The 17421-nt window shown below is 51.9% G+C and carries 14 protein-coding genes and 4 tRNA genes; 13 read left to right on the forward strand and 5 right to left on the reverse strand.

What is annotated here, in order from left to right; genetic code table 11:
• The first annotated feature begins 16 nt into the window (after window positions 1–16).
• The 13 genes from rfbA to K0335_RS18655 all read left to right on the forward strand — a co-directional run bounded on the left by rfbA (window position 17) and on the right by K0335_RS18655 (window position 10602).
• Complete coding sequence (rfbA, locus tag K0335_RS18595) at window positions 17–898, forward strand: glucose-1-phosphate thymidylyltransferase RfbA (protein ID WP_000676063.1); 882 nt, start codon at window positions 17–19, stop codon at window positions 896–898.
• Window positions 876–1550 carry a dTDP-4-amino-4,6-dideoxy-D-galactose acyltransferase gene (rffC, locus tag K0335_RS18600; protein WP_104920378.1) on the forward strand — a complete coding sequence of 225 codons (675 nt, stop codon included), beginning with the start codon at window positions 876–878 and terminating at the stop codon, window positions 1548–1550. The genes rfbA and rffC overlap by 23 nt, the downstream gene beginning before the upstream one ends.
• A gap of 4 nt (window positions 1551–1554) precedes the next feature.
• On the forward strand, window positions 1555–2685 hold the full coding sequence (gene rffA, locus K0335_RS18605; RefSeq protein ID WP_000612044.1) for a dTDP-4-amino-4,6-dideoxygalactose transaminase: 1131 nt from the start codon (window positions 1555–1557) through the stop codon (window positions 2683–2685).
• Between the two features lies 1 nt (window position 2686).
• Window positions 2687–3937, forward strand: coding sequence for a lipid III flippase WzxE (gene wzxE / locus K0335_RS18610; RefSeq protein ID WP_000050278.1), 1251 nt, complete (start codon window positions 2687–2689; stop codon window positions 3935–3937).
• Window positions 3934–5013: a TDP-N-acetylfucosamine:lipid II N-acetylfucosaminyltransferase gene (gene rffT, locus K0335_RS18615; RefSeq protein WP_104920377.1), complete on the forward strand. Its 1080-nt coding sequence runs from the start codon at window positions 3934–3936 to the stop codon at window positions 5011–5013. Before wzxE ends, rffT begins: the two co-directional genes overlap by 4 nt.
• On the forward strand, window positions 5010–6362 hold the full coding sequence (gene wzyE / locus K0335_RS18620) for an ECA oligosaccharide polymerase (protein ID WP_000055132.1): 1353 nt from the start codon (window positions 5010–5012) through the stop codon (window positions 6360–6362). Before rffT ends, wzyE begins: the two co-directional genes overlap by 4 nt.
• A 2-nt stretch (window positions 6363–6364) precedes the next feature.
• A complete protein-coding gene (gene wecG / locus K0335_RS18625; protein ID WP_001064029.1) occupies window positions 6365–7105 on the forward strand; it encodes a lipopolysaccharide N-acetylmannosaminouronosyltransferase in 741 nt (246 codons plus the stop codon).
• 190 nt (window positions 7106–7295) lie between these two features.
• On the forward strand, window positions 7296–8681 hold the full coding sequence (locus tag K0335_RS18630) for an amino acid permease (RefSeq protein WP_000774736.1): 1386 nt from the start codon (window positions 7296–7298) through the stop codon (window positions 8679–8681).
• A 102-nt stretch (window positions 8682–8783) separates the two neighbouring features.
• A tRNA-Arg gene (locus K0335_RS18635) sits at window positions 8784–8860 on the forward strand.
• A 58-nt stretch (window positions 8861–8918) separates the two neighbouring features.
• Window positions 8919–8994 (forward strand) — tRNA-His (locus K0335_RS18640).
• A gap of 20 nt (window positions 8995–9014) precedes the next feature.
• A tRNA-Leu gene (locus tag K0335_RS18645) sits at window positions 9015–9101 on the forward strand.
• A gap of 42 nt (window positions 9102–9143) precedes the next feature.
• Window positions 9144–9220 (forward strand) — tRNA-Pro (locus K0335_RS18650).
• A 146-nt stretch (window positions 9221–9366) separates the two neighbouring features.
• Entirely contained in the window at window positions 9367–10602 is a 1236-nt protein-coding gene (locus tag K0335_RS18655) for an anaerobic sulfatase maturase (RefSeq protein ID WP_000941563.1), read from the forward strand.
• A 90-nt stretch (window positions 10603–10692) separates the two neighbouring features.
• Here the strand turns inward: K0335_RS18655 and aslA are convergent, their stop codons facing one another.
• From aslA to hemC, 5 genes are all read right to left on the reverse strand, one after another.
• Window positions 10693–12348, reverse strand: coding sequence for an arylsulfatase AslA (aslA, locus tag K0335_RS18660; RefSeq protein WP_000406039.1), 1656 nt, complete (start codon window positions 12346–12348; stop codon window positions 10693–10695).
• Window positions 12349–13043: 695 nt separating this feature from the next.
• Window positions 13044–14240, reverse strand: coding sequence for a protoheme IX biogenesis protein HemY (hemY, locus tag K0335_RS18665; RefSeq protein WP_000921813.1), 1197 nt, complete (start codon window positions 14238–14240; stop codon window positions 13044–13046).
• A 2-nt stretch (window positions 14241–14242) separates the two neighbouring features.
• On the reverse strand, window positions 14243–15418 hold the full coding sequence (gene hemX / locus K0335_RS18670; RefSeq protein ID WP_000138978.1) for a uroporphyrinogen-III C-methyltransferase: 1176 nt from the start codon (window positions 15416–15418) through the stop codon (window positions 14243–14245).
• Between the two features lie 21 nt (window positions 15419–15439).
• Window positions 15440–16180, reverse strand: coding sequence for a uroporphyrinogen-III synthase (hemD, locus tag K0335_RS18675; protein ID WP_000026044.1), 741 nt, complete (start codon window positions 16178–16180; stop codon window positions 15440–15442).
• Window positions 16177–17118 (reverse strand): hydroxymethylbilane synthase, encoded by a 942-nt coding sequence (gene hemC, locus K0335_RS18680; protein ID WP_000886611.1) that lies wholly within the window; start codon window positions 17116–17118, stop codon window positions 16177–16179. The genes hemD and hemC overlap by 4 nt, the downstream gene beginning before the upstream one ends.
• Between the last annotated feature and the right edge of the window lie 303 nt (window positions 17119–17421).

Consider the following 17421-nt stretch of genomic DNA (forward strand, 5'->3'; position numbering starts at 1 on the left):
CTCAGCGGAGGCAAACATGAAAGGTATTATCCTGGCGGGCGGTTCCGGCACCCGATTGCATCCGATTACGCGCGGCGTATCGAAGCAACTATTGCCGATTTACGATAAGCCAATGATTTACTATCCGCTGTCGGTGCTGATGCTGGCCGGTATCCGCGAAATTCTCATCATCACCACGCCGGAAGATAAAGGTTATTTCCAGCGCCTGCTGGGCGATGGTAGTGAGTTCGGTATCCAGCTGGAATATGCCGAACAGCCCAGCCCGGACGGTCTTGCGCAGGCATTTATCATCGGTGAAACCTTCCTTAATGGTGAGCCATCTTGTCTGGTGCTGGGCGATAACATCTTCTTCGGTCAGGGCTTCAGTCCGAAGCTGCGTCATGTTGCGGCGCGCACGCAAGGGGCGACGGTATTTGGCTATCAGGTAATGGATCCAGAACGCTTTGGCGTCGTGGAGTTTGACGACAATTTCCGCGCTATCTCTCTGGAAGAAAAACCAAAACAGCCAAAATCAAACTGGGCGGTGACCGGGCTTTATTTCTACGACAGTAAAGTTGTGGAGTACGCAAAGCAGGTGAAACCGTCGGAGCGTGGTGAACTGGAGATTACCTCCATCAACCAGATGTACCTTGAGGCAGGCAACCTGACCGTTGAACTGCTTGGGCGCGGATTTGCCTGGCTGGACACCGGCACACACGACAGCCTGATTGAAGCCAGTACCTTTGTACAGACGGTGGAAAAACGCCAGGGCTTTAAGATTGCCTGCCTGGAAGAGATTGCCTGGCGTAACGGCTGGCTCGATGACGAAGGTGTGAAGCGTGCTGCCAGTTCATTAGCGAAAACTGGCTACGGCCAATATCTGCTGGAGTTACTCCGTGCCCGTCCGCGCCAGTATTGAACCACTAGCCTGGGAAAATGCCTTCTTTGGCGTTAACAGCGCTATCGTGCGCATCACTCCTGATGCGCCACTCCTGGCGCCAGACGCTTTAGCGCCGTGGTCACGAGTACAGGCCAAAATTACTGCATCAAATACTGTTGAGCTGGATGCCTTGCAACAGCTGGGATTCTGCTTGGTTGAAGGTGAAGTTGATTTGGCGCTACCCGTGAACAATGTCAGTGATAGCGGCGCAGAAGTGGCACAAGAGACAGATATTCCCGCATTACGTCAGTTAGCCAGCGCCGCATTTGCGCAAAGCCGTTTTCGTGCGCCATGGTATGCGCCTGACGCCAGCGGTCGCTTTTATGCGCAGTGGATTGAAAATGCCGTGCGCGGCACCTTTGATCATCAATGTCTGATTTTACGTGCGGCGTCCGGCGATATTCGCGGCTATGTCTCTTTACGGGAACTCAATGCGACAGATGCACGAATTGGCCTGCTGGCTGGACGCGGTGCAGGTGCTGAGCTGATGCAAACGGCGCTAAACTGGGCGTATGCTCGCGGTAAAACAACTTTGCGGGTGGCGACCCAAATGGGCAACACCGCCGCGCTTAAACGATACATACAAAGTGGTGCGAATGTAGAAAGCACCGCGTACTGGTTATACAGGTGATCACATGATTCCATTTAACGCACCGCCGGTGGTGGGAACCGAACTCGACTATATGCAGTCGGCAATGGGTAGCGGCAAACTGTGTGGCGATGGCGGTTTTACCCGTCGCTGCCAGCAGTGGCTGGAACAACGTTTTGGTAGCGCCAAAGTGCTGTTGACGCCGTCCTGCACCGCTTCTCTGGAGATGGCGGCGCTGCTGCTCGATATCCAGCCTGGTGATGAAGTGATCATGCCGAGCTACACCTTTGTCTCCACCGCCAATGCCTTTGTGCTGCGTGGCGCAAAAATCGTTTTTGTGGATGTTCGCCCGGACACCATGAACATCGACGAAACGTTGATTGAAGCAGCGATCACCGACAAAACGCGCGTTATCGTGCCGGTTCATTACGCGGGTGTGGCCTGCGAAATGGACACCATTATGGCGTTGGCGAAAAAGCATAATCTGTTTGTGGTGGAAGATGCCGCTCAGGGCGTGATGTCCACTTATAAAGGGCGTGCGCTGGGAACCATTGGTCATATTGGCTGCTTTAGCTTCCATGAAACCAAAAATTACACGGCGGGCGGTGAAGGCGGCGCGACGCTGATCAACGATAAGGCATTGATCGAACGAGCCGAAATCATCCGGGAAAAAGGGACTAACCGAAGCCAGTTCTTCCGTGGTCAGGTTGATAAATATACCTGGCGCGATATTGGCTCCAGCTATTTGATGTCCGATCTGCAAGCCGCGTATCTGTGGGCGCAACTGGAAGCTGCGGATCGTATCAACCAGCAACGTCTGGCGCTGTGGCAAAACTACTACGATGCGTTAGCGCCTCTGGCGAAAGCCGGGCGTATCGAGCTACCATCGATTCCGGATGGCTGCGTGCAGAACGCGCATATGTTCTACATTAAACTGCGGGATATTGATGACCGGAGCGCATTGATTAACTTTCTGAAAGAAGCGGAAATCATGGCGGTGTTCCATTACATTCCGCTGCACGGTTGCCCTGCGGGGGAACGCTTTGGTGAGTTCCACGGTGAAGATCGCTACACCACCAAAGAGAGCGAGCGCCTGCTGCGCCTGCCGCTGTTCTACAACCTGTCGCCCGTCAATCAGCGTACGGTAATTGCGACCTTGTTGAATTACTTCTCCTGATATGTCGTTGGCAAAAGCGTCCTTATGGACGGCGGCCAGTACACTGGTCAAGATTGGTGCCGGGTTACTGGTCGGTAAGTTGCTGGCGGTGTCATTTGGTCCGGCGGGGCTTGGGCTGGCGGCAAATTTCCGCCAGTTGATTACCGTGCTCGGTGTGCTTGCTGGGGCAGGCATCTTTAACGGCGTAACCAAATACGTTGCCCAGTACCATGATAATCCGCAGCAGCTGCGCCGCGTGGTCGGCACTTCATCAGCGATGGTGCTTGGCTTCTCTACGCTGATGGCGCTGGTTTTTGTGCTGGCGGCAGCGCCAATTAGCCAGGGATTGTTTGGTAATACCGACTATGTGGGGTTGGTGCGTTTAGTGGCGCTGGTGCAAATGGGGATCGCCTGGGGCAACCTGTTGCTGGCGCTGATGAAAGGCTTTCGCGATGCTGCAGGTAATGCGTTATCGCTGATTGTCGGCAGCCTGATTGGCGTAATTGCTTATTATGTCAGTTACCGTTTGGGCGGTTATGAAGGGGCATTGCTGGGGCTGGCGCTGATTCCCGCGTTGGTGGTGATTCCTGCCGTCATCATGTTGATCAAACGTGGTGCCATCCCGTTAAGCTATCTGAAACCCAGCTGGGATAACGGCCTGGCTGGGCAGTTGAGCAAATTTACGCTCATGGCGTTGATTACGTCGGTGACCTTGCCCGTTGCGTACATCATGATGCGTAAACTGTTGGCGGCGCAGTATAGCTGGGATGAAGTGGGTATCTGGCAAGGGGTGAGCAGTATTTCCGATGCCTACCTGCAATTTATTACGGCATCGTTCAGCGTATATTTGCTGCCCACGTTGTCGCGGCTAACGGAAAAGCGCGATATCACCCGGGAAGTGGTTAAATCGCTGAAATTCGTCTTACCGGCGGTAGCTGTGGCGAGTTTTACCGTCTGGTTGCTGCGTGATTTTGCTATCTGGCTGCTGTTGTCGAATAAATTTACCGCTATGCGCGATCTCTTTGCCTGGCAGTTGGTGGGCGATGTATTAAAAGTGGGCGCTTATGTCTTTGGTTATCTGGTGATCGCCAAAGCGTCACTGCGGTTTTATATTCTGGCGGAAGTCAGCCAGTTTACTTTATTGATGGTATTTGCCCACTGGCTAATCCCCGCGCATGGCGCACTGGGCGCGGCGCAGGCCTACATGGCAACCTATATCGTCTATTTTTCTCTTTGTTGTGGCGTATTTTTACTCTGGCGTAGGCGGGCATGACTGTACTGATTCACGTACTGGGATCGGATATCCCTCACCATAACCGAACCGTTCTGCGGTTTTTCAACGACGCGCTGGCCGCGACGAGCGAGCACGCGCGCGAGTTTATGGTTGTTGGCAAGGACGACGGCTTAAGTGATAGCTGTCCGGCGCTTTCTGTGCAATTTTTCCCTGGGAAAAAATCGCTGGCGGAAGCGGTCATCGCGAAAGCAAAAGCTAACCGTCAGCAGCGATTTTTTTTCCACGGTCAGTTCAATCCCAAACTGTGGCTGGCCCTGCTGAGTGGGGGCATTAAGCCCAGCCAGTTTTATTGGCATATCTGGGGGGCAGACCTGTATGAGCTTTCCAGTGGCTTGAGATATAAGCTTTTTTATCCGCTGCGCCGTCTGGCGCAAAAGCGAGTCGGCTGTGTATTTGCCACTCGCGGTGATTTGAGTTTTTTTGCCAAAACGCATCCAAAGGTGCGGGGCGAACTGCTGTACTTCCCGACGCGGATGGACCCTTCTCTCAATACGATGGCGAACGATCGCCAACGTGAAGGGAAAATGACCATTCTGGTGGGGAACTCCGGCGACCGCAGCAATGAGCATGTCGCCGCCTTACGCGCCGTTCATCAGCAATTTGGCGATACGGTAAAAGTCGTGGTGCCGATGGGATATCCGCCTAATAACGAAGCGTACATCGAGGAAGTTCGTCAGGCGGGGCTGGCGTTATTCAGCGAAGAAAATCTGCAAGTTCTGAGCGAAAAACTGGAATTTGATGCCTATCTGGCGCTACTTCGTCAGTGCGATCTCGGTTACTTTATTTTTGCCCGCCAGCAGGGCATTGGTACGCTGTGCTTACTGATTCAGGCGGGTATTCCTTGTGTGCTTAACCGGGAAAATCCGTTCTGGCAGGATATGACGGAACAGCATTTGCCGGTGCTGTTTACTACCGACGATCTCAACGAGGATATTGTGCGTGAAGCACAGCGCCAGTTGGCGTCGGTGGATAAAAACACCATTGCCTTCTTTAGCCCGAACTATCTGCAAGGCTGGCAGCGGGCGTTGGCGATTGCCGCCGGGGAGGTCGCATGAGTCTGCTGCAATTCAGTGGCCTGTTTGTTGTCTGGCTGCTCTGCACGCTGTTTATTGCCACGCTGACCTGGTTTGAGTTTCGCCGTGTGCGCTTTAACTTCAATGTCTTCTTTTCATTGCTGTTTTTGCTCACCTTTTTCTTCGGCTTCCCGCTGACCAGCGTGCTGGTATTTCGCTTTGATGTTGGTGTTGCGCCGCCAGAAATCTTGTTGCAGGCGTTGCTTTCTGCGGGCTGCTTCTACGCGGTTTACTATGTCACCTACAAAACCCGCCTACGCAAACGCGTTGCTGATGTACCGCGCCGTCCGCTGTTTACCATGAACCGCGTGGAGACCAATCTCACGTGGGTGATTCTGATGGGCATTGCACTGGTGAGCGTCGGCATCTTCTTCATGCACAACGGATTTTTGCTGTTCCGGCTTAACTCCTACAGTCAGATCTTCTCCAGTGAAGTCTCCGGCGTGGCGTTAAAGCGCTTCTTTTACTTTTTCATTCCGGCAATGCTGGTGGTCTACTTTCTGCGCCAGGACAGCAAAGCGTGGCTGTTTTTCCTCGTCAGCACGGTCGCCTTTGGCTTGCTGACTTACATGATTGTCGGCGGCACTCGCGCCAATATTATCATCGCATTTGCTATCTTCCTGTTTATTGGCATTATTCGCGGCTGGATTTCGTTGTGGATGCTGGCGGCGGCGGGCGTGCTGGGGATTGTGGGCATGTTCTGGCTGGCGCTAAAACGCTATGGAATGAATGTGAGCGGCGATGAAGCGTTCTATACGTTTCTCTATCTCACCCGCGATACCTTTTCGCCGTGGGAGAATCTGGCATTACTGTTGCAGAACTACGACAACATCGACTTCCAGGGCCTGGCTCCCATTGTCCGCGATTTCTATGTCTTTATCCCTTCCTGGCTGTGGCCGGGTCGCCCGAGTATGGTACTGAACTCCGCCAACTACTTTACCTGGGAAGTGCTGAATAACCACTCCGGGCTGGCGATCTCGCCTACGCTTATAGGCTCACTGGTTGTTATGGGCGGCGCGTTGTTCATCCCGCTCGGGGCGATTGTGGTTGGACTGATCATCAAATGGTTCGACTGGCTGTATGAACTGGGCAATCGCGAAACTAATCGCTATAAGGCTGCGATATTGCACAGTTTCTGCTTCGGGGCGATCTTCAATATGATCGTGCTGGCGCGTGAAGGGCTGGATTCGTTTGTCTCACGCGTAGTCTTTTTTATCGTGGTCTTCGGCGCATGTCTGATGATCGCAAAACTGTTGTACTGGCTTTTTGAAAGCGCCGGACTCATTCATAAACGTACAAAATCATCGCTCCGGACGCAGGTTGAAGGATAACAATGAATAACAACACCACAGCACCGACCTATACGCTGCGTGGCTTACAGTTGATTGGTTGGCGTGATATGCAGCACGCCCTCGATTATCTGTTTGCTGACGGGCAGCTTAAGCAGGGAACGCTGGTTGCCATTAATGCCGAAAAAATGCTGACCATTGAAGATAACGCCGAGGTCAGGGCGTTAATTAATGCTGCTGAATTTAAATATGCTGATGGCATCAGCGTTGTACGTTCAGTACGTAAAAAGTACCCACAGGCGCAGGTTTCCCGCGTTGCCGGGGCCGATCTCTGGGAAGAGCTGATGGCGCGTGCAGGCAAAGAAGGGACGCCGGTATTTCTTGTGGGCGGTAAACCTGAAGTGCTGGCACAAACTGAAGCTAAACTGCGCAATCAGTGGAATGTGAATATCGTTGGCAGTCAGGATGGTTATTTTAAACCCGAGCAGCGTCAGGCGCTGTTTGAACGCATTCATGCCAGCGGAGCGCAAATCGTCACCGTTGCGATGGGATCGCCAAAGCAGGAGATCTTCATGCGCGACTGCCGTCTGGTGCATCCGGATGCGCTGTATATGGGCGTTGGCGGGACTTACGATGTTTTCACCGGTCACGTGAAACGCGCACCGAAAATCTGGCAAACGCTGGGGCTGGAGTGGCTCTACCGCCTGCTTTCGCAGCCGAGCCGCATTAAGCGTCAGCTTCGTTTGCTGCGTTATTTACGCTGGCATTACACCGGCAACCTCTGATTTTCCTCTCTCTGTAAAGCGACGGAGTGGTCACTTCGTCGCCTGCCTGTCTTTTTATTACACAAAGCATTCAAATTTTTAATGCTTTATTTGCCATTTCTCCTGAATTACGAAAACATTCGCAACACTCGATGTACCCATAACGATAACCGGTAACACCGGAAAGCATGCAAACACAACACGAGGATTTATGGCAGATAACAAACCAGAGCTACAGCGTGGGCTGGAAGCTCGACATATCGAACTCATCGCCCTGGGGGGCACCATTGGCGTCGGCCTGTTTATGGGGGCCGCCAGTACCCTGAAATGGGCCGGGCCATCCGTATTGTTGGCCTATATCATCGCCGGGCTGTTCGTCTTTTTCATCATGCGTTCAATGGGCGAAATGTTGTTCCTCGAACCGGTTACCGGTTCGTTCGCCGTTTACGCGCACCGTTATATGAGCCCGTTCTTTGGCTATCTCACCGCCTGGTCTTATTGGTTTATGTGGATGGCGGTGGGGATCTCAGAAATCACCGCCATTGGCGTTTATGTCCAGTTCTGGTTCCCGGAGATGGCGCAATGGATACCGGCATTGATCGCGGTGGCGCTGGTGGCGCTGGCGAATCTGGCGGCAGTGCGGTTGTACGGCGAAATCGAGTTCTGGTTCGCGATGATCAAAGTCACCACGATTATCGTGATGATTGTCATTGGCCTGGGCGTAATTTTCTTTGGTTTTGGCAATGGCGGGCAGTCGATTGGTTTTAGCAATCTCACAGAGCATGGCGGTTTCTTTGCGGGTGGCTGGAAAGGGTTCCTGACCGCATTGTGTATTGTGGTGGCGTCCTACCAGGGCGTGGAGCTGATTGGCATTACTGCCGGTGAAGCGAAGAATCCGCAGGTGACACTGCGCAGTGCCGTTGGCAAAGTGCTGTGGCGAATCCTGATTTTCTACGTAGGTGCGATTTTCGTTATTGTCACCATCTTCCCGTGGAATGAAATAGGCAGCAACGGCAGCCCGTTCGTACTGACTTTCGCCAAAATCGGTATTACCGCAGCGGCGGGTATTATCAACTTTGTGGTGCTGACGGCTGCGCTCTCTGGCTGTAACAGCGGCATGTACAGTTGCGGACGTATGCTCTACGCGCTGGCGAAAAACCGTCAGTTACCGGCGGCGATGGCGAAAGTTTCCCGTCAAGGTGTTCCGGTTGCAGGCGTGGCGGTATCAATTGCTATTCTGTTAATTGGCTCATGCCTGAACTATATCATTCCCAATCCACAGCGTGTGTTTGTCTATGTCTACAGTGCCAGCGTGCTTCCGGGGATGGTGCCATGGTTTGTGATTTTGATAAGCCAGTTGCGTTTTCGTCGAGCGCACAAAGCGGCGATTGCCAGCCATCCGTTCCGCTCAATCCTGTTCCCGTGGGCCAACTACGTAACAATGGCATTCCTGATTTGCGTTTTGATCGGCATGTACTTTAATGAAGATACGCGTATGTCACTGTTTGTCGGCATCATCTTTATGCTGGCGGTGACGGCAATTTATAAAGTTTTTGGACTTAATCGCCACGGTAAAGCGCATAAGCTGGATGAATAAGCAGCAAAACGCACAAACCGTAACCAAACGCGCAATTTATTTAAAAAGGGACTAGACAGAGGGGTGGGAAGTCCGTATTATCCACCCCCGCAACGGCGCTAAGCGCCCGTAGCTCAGCTGGATAGAGCGCTGCCCTCCGGAGGCAGAGGTCTCAGGTTCGAATCCTGTCGGGCGCGCCATTTAGTCCCGGCGCTTGAGCTGCGGTGGTAGTAATACCGCGTAACAAGATTTGTAGTGGTGGCTATAGCTCAGTTGGTAGAGCCCTGGATTGTGATTCCAGTTGTCGTGGGTTCGAATCCCATTAGCCACCCCATTATTAGAAGTTGTGACAATGCGAAGGTGGCGGAATTGGTAGACGCGCTAGCTTCAGGTGTTAGTGTCCTTACGGACGTGGGGGTTCAAGTCCCCCCCCTCGCACCACGACTTTAAAGAATTGAACTAAAAATTCAAAAAGCAGTATTTCGGCGAGTAGCGCAGCTTGGTAGCGCAACTGGTTTGGGACCAGTGGGTCGGAGGTTCGAATCCTCTCTCGCCGACCAATTTTGAACCCCGCTTCGGCGGGGTTTTTTGTTTTCTGTGCATTTCATCACTCTCCCTTCGCAATAAACGCCCGTAGTCACTCATTGCTACACGGTATGATTTCGCCCTTAACGTATTGAAGGATGACTTCAGGCAAGGAGCGACCATGCTGCAACAGGTTCCAACGCGTGCTTTTCATGTGATGGCGAAACCAAGCGGTTCCGATTGTAATCTGAACTGTGACTACTGTTTTTATCTCGAAAAACAATCCCTTTACCGCGAAAAGCCAGTCGTGCATATGGACGATGACACGCTGGAAGCGTATGTCCGTCACTATATCGCTGCCAGCGAACCCCAAAACGAAGTGGCTTTTACCTGGCAGGGCGGCGAACCAACGTTACTCGGGCTGGATTTTTACCGCCGTGCCGTGGCGCTACAGGCGAAATATGGTGCTGACAGGAAGATAAGTAACAGCTTTCAGACTAACGGTGTGCTGCTCGATGATGAGTGGTGTGTATTTCTGGCAGAAAATCATTTTCTTGTTGGGTTATCGCTGGACGGTCCGGCTGAGATCCACAATCAATATCGCGTGACCAAAGGTGGCAGACCCACGCATAAGCTGGTGATGCGTGCCCTGACGCTCCTGCAAAAACATCATGTCGACTATAACGTGCTGGTCTGTGTCAACCGCACCAGTGCGTTACAACCTTTGCAAGTCTATGATTTTCTGTGTGATGCAGGCGCTGAGTTCATCCAGTTTATTCCGGTGGTCGAGCGCCTGGCTGATGAAACGGCTGCTCATGCTGGACTTAAGCTACATGCTCCCGGCGATATTCAGGGCGAACTGACGGAATGGTCGGTACGCCCCGATGAGTTCGGTGAATTTTTGGTGGCGATATTCGACCACTGGATCAAACGTGACGTCGGCAAGATTTTCGTGATGAATATCGAATGGGCGTTTGCCAATTTTGTCGATGCGCCGGGTGCGGTTTGCCATCATCAGCCGACCTGTGGACGCTCGGTGATTGTCGAACACAACGGCGACGTTTACGCCTGCGATCACTATGTTTATCCGCAATATCGACTGGGGAATATGCTTCAGCAAACAATTGCAGAAATGGTCGATTCCCCGCAGCAGCAGGTGTTTGGTGAAGATAAATTTAAGCAGTTACCGGTGCAGTGCCGCAGTTGCAACGTGTTAAAAGCATGTTGGGGAGGCTGCCCGAAACACCGCTTTATGCTCGATGCCAGCGGCAAACCGGGACTGAATTATTTGTGTGCCGGGTATCAGCGTTATTTCCGCCATCTACCGCCATATCTTAAGGCAATGGCTGATATGCTGGCGCACGGTCGTCCGGCCAGCGACATTATGCAGGCGCATTTGATGGTGGTGAATAAGTAAAAAAGCGGCCGTTTGGAGGCCGCCTGTGGTTGATTGCCGGATGTGTCAGCATCGCATCCGGCAAAGGCCGAGCAGAGCGATAGTGCTGAATTAATCAGATTTAATCTGCGCGCGTGGTGGATATTTTTTCAGGATCTCCATATACGCGTGCATTTCCGTTTGCAGTGGTACACCCATCGGAATATGGCGCACGCCTATAGAATCGCTTTCCTGCGGATCGGTGTACAGGTTAAATACCGATGATCCCGCCGTTTGCATAACCGTGCCGGTGAATCCACCCTGATATCCGCTCTGGGTATAAGCGTATGGCTGTTGGATTAGTACGTGATATTTAAACTCATCCATACGCACAGCAGAAAGTTTGCCATTGAGGAAGTAGTGCTCGGCCTTACGGTTAGACTGACCATTTGTTCCCAGGAAGAAAGATGTCTGGTCCACACCATCAATAAAGGTGGTTTTCGGCACTAAATTCGCCACTTTCGCTCCAGGATGTCCTGCCAGATCCAGCGCCGTAGGGAAGAGATCCGCCAGATCGACAATACCGTCAGATTTACGCGGTTGGATCATCCCTTTCCAGTAAACGAAGGTTGGCACACGAACGCCGCCTTCCCATGTAGAACCTTTCGCACCGCGGAACGGTGTGCGACCGTGCGGCGGTACTTCCGCTTCCGGTCCGTTATCGGAGGTGAAGACAATAAGCGTGTTATCCAGCTGACCATTTTTCTCCAGTGCTTTATACAGATTGGCGAAGATATCGTTCATCTCCACCATGCAGTCGCCATACGAGGTGCGTGCCGGAGAACTTCCCGCATATTTGGCGTTCGGGTAGTTATCGAAGTGACAGCCGCGAGTGCCGTAGTAGAGGAAGAAAGGCTTATCGCTCTTTGCCATCTTGTCGAGGAACTTAACGCCATATTCCATCCAGCGTTGATCCAGGTCTTCCATATATTTCGGCGTAATGTCGGCAATGGCTTCCTGTTCGCCGCCTCGCACGGCATGAACGTCATCTTTGCTAAAAGGTAATTGTTTGATGTATTCAGAGCGGGCTGGACTCAGGGCCACTTCCGGGTTGACGTGAACATCGCGCCATTCGGTATACATATCGGACACCGAGTTAAAGCCACGGAAATCATCAAAGCCGACGTTCTGCGGCTGCGACTCTTTGTTTTCCCCCATATGCCATTTCCCGATAGCCTGGGTGACGTAACCTTGGTCGTGCAGCAATTGCGGCAGGGTGGTTAACCCTTGCAGACCGCCCGGTTGTCCGTACATCGGCGGCATCAGAATGCCGTGGTGGATGGAGTATTGTCCGGTGAGAATGGTGGCTCGGGTAGGGGAAGAACTTGGTTGAGAATACGCAGAGGTTAAAATCAATCCCTGGCTGGCAACGGCGTCAATATCTGGCGTTGGGTTACCTACCGCCACGCCACCGCCATTAAAGCCGACATCCATCCAGCCCACATCGTCCAGCAGGAAGATAACCACATTGGGCTTCTTACCGGTTTTTTTCTCAAGTTCTGCCAGCTTCTGCTGGGTTTCTTTGTCTTGTGCGGGATGCTGCATTACCGGCATCATGTTGTCGGCAATTTTGGTTGCCGGTTTAACCAGATACTGGTTTGGGTGATCGTAACCAGCAAAACCCTCACGCGCGGTGGCGGTTGACGGGGTATCTGCAGCGTTGGCCAGTAAAGGAATAGCCGCAGCGACTGCGACCACAGTAAGTTTGGGTGAAAAGGAAATTTCCATGCAAAATGCTCCGGTTTCATGTCATCCAGAATATGGCGTAAATAAACATTACTGAAATAATTCATCACGACATCAGCATTCCATTTCATACAAAAATATATAATCTATAAATATATATATAATGAATAATTACTAATGGCGTGAGAATATTTTTTATCCTACGCTGATGGCATGAATTTAGTAAGCATCGGATTAATTATCTTGTTGATTATTCATGCACTTTTGCTTTTCCGGAGTAGATGTATTTATTTAATTTATATTTATTGTTGATTAATCCATATTAATAATTATATTTATCTTGTCTGCTATAAAAATATTCATTTCGTTTATGAATAATCAGCAACTTTTTCCGAAAGATGTCAGGAATACGTACGGTTCAGAGTCATCTCATTTCTGGTTAAAGGGATGTTATTCTTCAGAATGATATGTCATAATATAAGAGTAGATGCTCATTCCATCTCTTATGTTCGCCTTAGTGCCTCATAAACTCAGGAATGACGCAGAGCCGTTTACGGTGCTTATCGTCCACTGACAGATGTCGCTTATGCCTCATCAAACACCATGGACATAACGTTGAGTGAAGCACCCAATTGTTGTCAAACAGACCTGTTTTAACGCCTGCTCCGTAATAAGAGCAGGCGTTTTTTTATGCATCAGAAAGGCCCCGGAGGTGCTTGCCTCCGGGTGAGAAAGAACTATTGCGGCGGGTTATTCTGTAAGGTCAGCATCAAGCCATCGCGGCGCATTTCTGCGGCTTCTTCCGGCTTGTGCAGTCTGTCCAGCGCGTCGGCAAGCCATGCGTAATCGTAGGCGTCCGGACGTTGTTTCAGCGCTGCGCGGAAGGCGAGCGATGCTTCCTGCCATTCTCCGTGCTTCATCAGCGACTGACCCAGTGTGCTCCACAGCAGCGGACGATCGCCCACGTTTTTGATCTGTTGGCGCAGCACTTTTTCAAGCTGTTCCGGGTTATTGGTTTTCAGGCGCGGGATCGGCAGCAGCAGGCGATCGTCATACTGGCGTTTCAGGCCGTCGATGATAATTTGCTGGGCAGTATCATGATCGTCACACTCAATAAGATGTTCCGCCATTGCCACCTGCAACGCCACCTGTTGACGCGTTTTCCTGCTTTGGTTTTTCCACCAGTTTCGCAAACCTTCGCTACCGTCATCGGCACGCGCCTGATCCATCAGGCCAATCCATGCCTGTTGTTCCAGCATTGCACGATGTTCTTCATCGCCAACGTGGGCTTTCGCCATCGATGGGATAATATCCAGCAGCGAACTCCATGCACCGGTGCGGATATACGCCTGTTCCGCCAGACGCAGTACTTCCGGATGGCGTGGCGTGACTTCCAGCAGCTTATCCACACCGTGGCGAGCGGCGTGATTTTCATTACGGGCCAGTTGCAGACGCACACGGGTGATTTCCACCGGGATGGTGTCGTTACCTGCCAGCTCTGCGGCGCGTTCCAGATGCTGATTGGCGCGCGCTTCATCACCACGTTGTTGCGCGGCTTCGGCAGCCAGCAGATAGTTCACCACCGGCTGTTCAGCGTGATCGGCATTTTTCGCCATCAGTTTTTCAACTTGCTGATAATCACCTTCAGCCAGTTTCAGTAGCGCCTGTTCGGTCTGCTTACGCGCACGGCGACGCTTACGTCCGACAAACCACCCGCGGGTGTGTGCGCCGGTGCGGAAGATCCGCCGCAGTAGCCACTCAATGGCAAACAGCACCACCATCGCCAGAATCAAAATAATCGCCAGGCCAGTGACGCTGGTTTCGATATTGTAGGTATCGGTCTGGATCAGTACATAACCCTGATGCCCGGCAATCATCGGGCCGACCACGATCCCCGCAATCAGCAACACAAAGAGCAATAACACTTTTAACATGGTTATTCTCCTTGCGGCGCAGCTGCCGGAGTATCGACTTGTGGAGCAGGAGTCGGTTCCGTTGCTGGAGCAGCAGGTTGTGCCAGCAGGTTACGTACGCGCGTTTGCATCAGTTTTTCCAGAATTGCCTGGCTTTGCAGGGTTTCCGGCACATCCATTGAGATATTCTGCTGACTTAACTGATCCACCTCATCAAGGAATGCTTTGGTGGTAGCGTCATCAGTATCGTAATACGCCCGCACCCAGGTGGAGACATTCTCCAGCGCCTGGCGGTAGGTTTCTTCCTGATGACGTGGTACGGCCTGTGCGGCAACCAGCAGGCGAGAACGAATATTTTCACGCAAATAGATATCTTGATTTGGCGCGAGCAGAGGTACAGCTGTGTCATCACGGCGACGAATGGTAATAAAGCTGTCCATAAAGTTTTGCCAGCTTTTTTGCAGGTTAATGCGCCATTCGCTAATGGAACTGGAAAGCTCACTATCGTCCGAGTCCATTGGCGAACCATCAGGGTCTTTATCTGCGAGACGTAAGTTATCTACCTGATTAGACAGCTGATTCAGTTTGAGGATGATGCCATCATAGTCCACCTGTTCAACGGCAGAGAGGCTGGCGATATCATCAGTAATCGCACGGCGAGCAGCGATCAAACTTGGATCATTCATATCGGCCAGGCTGGCGTCTGCGCTTTTAAGCAGTGCTGCGGCAGTTGTGGCATCCTGATCACTCCACAATTTCCGCCCGGCGAGTTTGACGAGGAAATCTGCTTGCGCCAGCAGCCAGGTTTTCGCATCGCTACCAGAAATAGTGGCCACTTTTTGCTGAACTTCAGCCAACTGTTTTTCCAGCGCTTGTTGCTGTTGAGTCGCCTGCGCCAGCTGAACTGCTTGTTGTTTGATGATACCTTCCAGTTCTGCCTTTTGGCTTTCCTGCGCTTTTTGTAACGCTGTAACCTGCAAAGCCAGTGCTTCGCTGGTGGCAGTTTGATTAACAGACTGCTGTTTACCCCAGCCATAAAGCCCAACGCCTGCCGCCAGTGCAATGGCAATAGCCACAGCACTCAGGACCAGCGCGGTACTGTTTTTACTTTTTTTCTCAGCAACTACTGGCTGTGGTGGGGTATCCACGTTCTCCCTGGTTTCTTCAACCACGGCGGAGGATTTTTCTTGTTCCGTCATTATGGCTTCCCATTATGAGAGTTATTGTAATGCGCGTAGTAGCGCATCGTTGTCGGCGTTATCAGCGATCTGAATGTCTTGCCAACCCAGTTCCTGGGCAAGGATCGCCAGACGCTCACTGACGACCAGTAGCCGACAGCGTAGTAACCAGTGCTCACGATACCACTGTGGAATCAGCGACCAGAGTTGTTGCAGCATTTCACCGCTGGTTACAACGACGGTTGTTACGCCGCGAGACTGCCAGCGCATTGCTTCTTCCGCACCATCGTAATGCTTCGCACTGCGTTGATAACATTCACAAAAAGTAACGTCGGCACCACGTGATGTCAGCGTCTGACCGATCAATTCACGGCCGCCGTTACCGCGCAAAATCAGTGCGCGTTTTCCCGCAATACTTTGTAATTCCGGTAATTGTAGCAAGACTTCGCTGATTTCCCGATCTTGTGGATAGCGAATCTTATGTCCGCTTACGGTGTGCAGGGCGAGAGCGGTAGTACGGCCAATAGCGAAATAATGCGGAAGTGATGGCCAGTTTAGCCCCTGCTGTTGCAACTGCGCATGGGCGAATGACACTGCATGTTGAGAAAGTGCAAAGAGCAGATCGTTATCGCCAAGTGTTTCCAGATGGCGGGAGAGCGTAGGCAGCTCCCGGCCAGGGGTAAATTCAATCAGTGGAAAGCTCCAGGCCACCTTGCCCAGTGTGCGCAGACGGCTCACTAATTCTTCCCCGGCGGGAGACGGGCGGGTGACCAGAATACTCATGCGGGGGCATCTCCGTTATATACATCAGCGAGAATCGCCCGTGCGCCGTTATTGAGCAGTTCTTCTGCCAGCGAAATACCCATTTTTTCGGCGTCCTGCGGCGAACCACGGCGTTCACCACGAATCATCTGCGAACCATCCGGTGCGCCAACCAATGCTCTTAACCAAATCTCACCGCCAATTAGCTCCGCATAGCTACCAATCGGCACCTGACAACCACCTTCAAGACGGGTGTTCATAGCGCGTTCGGCGGTGACACGCAGCGCGGTTTCAGGATGATTAAGCGCGGCGAGTAGCTCGCGGGTGCGCGTATCATCAAGGCGACACTCAATACCTACCGCACCTTGTCCTACCGCGGGTAGTGATACTTCAGGCGGCAGCGCATCACGAATGCGTGATTCCAGCCCTAAACGTTTTAATCCGGCTACGGCAAGAATAATGGCATCGTATTCGCCGTTATCCAGCTTACTAAGGCGTGTACCGACATTGCCACGCAGTGAACGGATAATCAGATCCGGGCGGCGTTCCGCCAACTGGCACTGACGGCGTAAACTCGACGTTCCAACGATACTGCCTGCTGGCAGCTCATCCAGACTGGCATATTTGTTCGAAACAAACGCATCGCGGGGATCTTCGCGTTCACAAATTGTGACCAGGCCCAGACCTTGTGGGAATTCGACCGGCACATCTTTCATCGAATGCACAGCAATATCCGCACGGTTTTCCAGCAATGCGACTTCAAGCTCTTTTACGAATAAACCTTTACCGCCAACTTTTGCCAGCGGTGTATCCAGAATGACATCGCCACGAGTGACCATTGGCACCAGTTCCACTGTCAATCCAGGGTGTTTGGCCATCAGCGCATCTTTAACGTAATGTGCCTGCCAGAGTGCAAGAGGGCTTTGCCGCGTGGCAATTCTTAAAACATTGTCTAACATGCTTGTTACCGTCGTTATCTTCCGTGAACCATCCTAACATTCTTACAACTGGGATGTCAGTGTTACGGTCGAAGGTGATGGAGAGGGCAAGATAATACCCAGCTCTGAGTGACTTAATGATAAGAAAATTCGACGCGACAATCAGTGCTACACTGGTATGTAGTGCATCTTTCTTTACGGTCAATCAGCAAGGTGTTAAATTGATCACGTTTTAGACCATTTTTTCGGCGGATATCTGTAAAAATATCTGATCGAAAATGGGGAATGGCTATTTTTTATATATAAAATATCCCGAATGCTACG

It is taken from the genome of Escherichia sp. GZ89 (assembly GCF_019366485.1).
GTDB lineage: Bacteria > Pseudomonadota > Gammaproteobacteria > Enterobacterales > Enterobacteriaceae > Escherichia > Escherichia fergusonii.

Excerpts from the sequence above, each read along its gene's own strand:
- hemY (WP_000921813.1), bottom strand. The coding sequence starts at position 14,240 with ATGTTAAAAGTGTTATTGCTCTTTGTGTTGCTGATTGCGGGGATCGTG.
- aslA (WP_000406039.1), bottom strand. The coding sequence starts at position 12,348 with ATGGAAATTTCCTTTTCACCCAAACTTACTGTGGTCGCAGTCGCTGCG.
- wzxE (WP_000050278.1), top strand. The coding sequence starts at position 2,687 with ATGTCGTTGGCAAAAGCGTCCTTATGGACGGCGGCCAGTACACTGGTC.
- rffT (WP_104920377.1), top strand. The coding sequence starts at position 3,934 with ATGACTGTACTGATTCACGTACTGGGATCGGATATCCCTCACCATAAC.
- wzyE (WP_000055132.1), top strand. The coding sequence starts at position 5,010 with ATGAGTCTGCTGCAATTCAGTGGCCTGTTTGTTGTCTGGCTGCTCTGC.
- rfbA (WP_000676063.1), top strand. The coding sequence starts at position 17 with ATGAAAGGTATTATCCTGGCGGGCGGTTCCGGCACCCGATTGCATCCG.
- K0335_RS18630 (WP_000774736.1), top strand. The coding sequence starts at position 7,296 with ATGGCAGATAACAAACCAGAGCTACAGCGTGGGCTGGAAGCTCGACAT.
- rffA (WP_000612044.1), top strand. The coding sequence starts at position 1,555 with ATGATTCCATTTAACGCACCGCCGGTGGTGGGAACCGAACTCGACTAT.
- hemD (WP_000026044.1), bottom strand. The coding sequence starts at position 16,180 with ATGAGTATTCTGGTCACCCGCCCGTCTCCCGCCGGGGAAGAATTAGTG.
- K0335_RS18655 (WP_000941563.1), top strand. The coding sequence starts at position 9,367 with ATGCTGCAACAGGTTCCAACGCGTGCTTTTCATGTGATGGCGAAACCA.
- hemC (WP_000886611.1), bottom strand. The coding sequence starts at position 17,118 with ATGTTAGACAATGTTTTAAGAATTGCCACGCGGCAAAGCCCTCTTGCA.
- wecG (WP_001064029.1), top strand. The coding sequence starts at position 6,365 with ATGAATAACAACACCACAGCACCGACCTATACGCTGCGTGGCTTACAG.
- hemX (WP_000138978.1), bottom strand. The coding sequence starts at position 15,418 with ATGACGGAACAAGAAAAATCCTCCGCCGTGGTTGAAGAAACCAGGGAG.